The sequence below is a fragment of the Marinobacter bryozoorum genome (genome assembly GCF_023156245.1).
In the GTDB taxonomy this organism is placed as follows: Bacteria; Pseudomonadota; Gammaproteobacteria; order Pseudomonadales; family Oleiphilaceae; genus Marinobacter; species Marinobacter bryozoorum.
Genome location: NZ_JAKZAH010000069.1, coordinates 1 through 2612, shown reverse-complemented (window position 1 = coordinate 2612; position 2612 = coordinate 1). Strand labels below are relative to the sequence as shown.

General features: G+C 57.4%; 2 protein-coding genes. One reads left to right on the top strand and one right to left on the bottom strand.

Annotation, left to right across the window (positions count from 1 at the left end; translation table 11 throughout):
* Window positions 1-1671: flavodoxin domain-containing protein (locus MLC59_RS19140; protein WP_248237204.1), on the top strand; the 1671-nt coding region annotated here is incomplete at its 5' end.
* A gap of 15 nt (window positions 1672-1686) precedes the next feature.
* Here the strand turns inward: MLC59_RS19140 and MLC59_RS19135 are convergent.
* Entirely contained in the window at window positions 1687-2379 is a 693-nt protein-coding gene (locus MLC59_RS19135) for a VIT1/CCC1 transporter family protein (protein WP_248237210.1), read from the bottom strand.
* Between the last annotated feature and the right edge of the window lie 233 nt (window positions 2380-2612).

Here is a 2612-nt window from a genome sequence, read left to right as displayed (position 1 = left end):
ACCGGCACCTTTATGTCGGCTCAGCGCTTTGGTTTGCTGCCGGAAGCGCCCGAAATCGGGCCGAGGTTTCCGGCTGAGGTCTCGGGCGGACAACCTGCCCCGGTGGGTAGTTTGAAAGCGCTCGGTAATGTTGATCTTGGCGGACTTCGTGAACTGGTGTTTCCCTATCCCGGTGACCCACAGGATGTTTATTCCCTGACAACTTCAGGCGGCTCTGGTTTTGTGGATCAGGCTACGGGCGAGTTGCTGCAGTACCAGCCACTAGCTAAGGGCAGCGTGGTGCAGCAGTGGATTGTGAGTTTGCACACTGGCGAGGGGTTATGGTGGCTGGGCCTGATTCTCGGGGCTGCCGCACTGATCGTGCCGGTACTTTCGGTGACCGGAATAACCATCTGGTGGCAACGCCGCCGCTCGTCAGGGAAGTTGCCTGACAATATCGGTGCCGCCCGGGCGGATACAGTTATCCTGGTAGGCTCTGAAGGGAACACCACCTGGGGCTTTGCCCGGGAACTGCATGCCAGTCTGGGCAAGGTGGGATTCAAGGTGCATTGTAGTGAGATGAATGCCCTGGCTGAGCATTATCCACAGGCCTCCAGGCTTTTCGTGCTGACCTCCACTTACGGTGATGGCGATGCACCCGCCTCGGCCCGGCGCTTTATGGCCAGGCTTGATAATTTCCGCCCCGGCAAAGCCCTGACTTTCGCGGTACTGGGCTTTGGTGACCGCCAGTTTCCCAACTTCTGCAAATTTGCGGTAGATGTGGATAAGGCGCTCGCTGGTAAAGGGCTGAAGCGTCTGCACAGCATTGAGCGGATTGATCGGTGCTCCACTTCACAATTCAGCAAATGGGGAGACAAAATCGGTCAGACTATCGGGACATCGCTTGGGCTGGATTACAACCCGTTGCCGCCAGCCTCGGTAGAGTTGGAATTAGTAGAACGGGCGGATTATGGCCTCTCTGTGGAGGCGCCTACCAGCATCCTGCGTTTCAAAGTGGTTGAGCAGGGCGGATGGAGAAGGTATGTGCCCGGCAACCGTAAGACACCTTCATTTGAAGCCGGTGACCTGCTCGGCGTTGTGCCCCCGAACGGGCAGGCTCCGCGGTTTTACTCATTGGCTTCCTCTGCCACAGACGGTGTTGTGGAGATATGCGTGCGCAAGCAGCCTCGAGGGCTTTGCTCCGGCTATTTGTATGAGTTGAAACCAGGCAATCGAATCAGCACCTTCATTCGCCATAACCCGGGCTTCCGACCCGCCACCGGTAGCAACCCGGTGATATTGATTGGTGCCGGTGCCGGCATTGGGCCACTGGCCGGTTTTATCAGGAAGAATGCCAGTCGCAATCCCATGTACCTGTATTGGGGCGGGCGTAGTTCACAATCGGATTTTCTCTACCAGCCGGAACTGGGTCGTTATCTGGATGACCATCGGCTGACGGCGCTGAATACGGTATTTTCCCGGTCGGACGAACGGGCTTATGTTCAGGATAAGCTCAAACAGGATGAGTCGGCGGTGCGCCAGATGGTGAATGCCGGTGCCCAGATTCTGGTGTGCGGTGGCAAGGATATGGCCGCAGGGGTAAAGCAGGTCATTGATGAGATTCTGAAGCCTCTGGCAACCGATGTGGAAGCGCTCAGAGCGGATGGTCGATATCTGGAAGATGTTTACTGAAGGGCCCCTTTCTCTTCAACCAGCAACTACCCCGAAGAGCGTCCCTACTCCAGCTGTGAGCGCCATGGCCAATGCGCCCCAGAAGGTGACGCGTCGGGCGGCCAGAAATGCCGGGGCACCGCCGGCCTGCGCTGATAACGAACCCAGTAACGCCAGAAATATTAGTGAACTGACTGAGACCGCCGACATAACCAGAGACGCCGGAACGATCAGAACCATCAGCAAGGGCAGGGCGGCGCCCACGGCAAAGGTGCCAGCTGATGCCAAAGCTGCATGCACAGGGCGTGCAGCCAGGGCCTCAGAAATGCCCAACTCGTCCCGTGCATGTGCGCCAAGCGCATCATGTTCCATCAACTGACTGGCAACCGTAGAGGCCAGCTCCGCATCCAGCCCGCGCTTGATGTATATCGCCGTCAATTCTGCCTGTTCAGACTCCGGGTTGTTCTCCAACTCCGTTTGTTCTCGCCTTAAATCAGCGCGTTCGGTGTCGGCCTGAGAGCTGACCGAGACATACTCTCCGGCGGCCATGGACATGGCACCGGCGACGAGCCCCGCGACACCGGCGACCAGGATGCTTTCGGCGCTCGCGCCCGTGGCAGCAACGCCAAGAACAAGGCTCGCGGTGGAGACAATGCCGTCGTTTGCACCGAGTACGGCGGCTCGGAGCCAACCTGTCCGGTGGGTTTTGTGCTGTTCCTTATGTTTCATCGCGGGGATCCCATCATCTTCACTGAGTCGACGGTTGATGATCAGTTTTACCAATGTTCCGGAGCTTGAGTAGTAAATGATTCAAGCCTGTAGGGGTGCTTCATGTTTGCATGACTAGGTAAAAGATAGCTATCCCGGTGAGCAGTGCCCAGAGCAATCGCACTATGCCTGGTGAAGCGGGATCTTGACCAAGCATTGCATAAGACACTGCAACAGTCAGATCGAACCCCTCT

Excerpts from the sequence above, each read along its gene's own strand:
- MLC59_RS19135 (WP_248237210.1), bottom strand. The coding sequence starts at position 2,379 with ATGAAACATAAGGAACAGCACAAAACCCACCGGACAGGTTGGCTCCGA.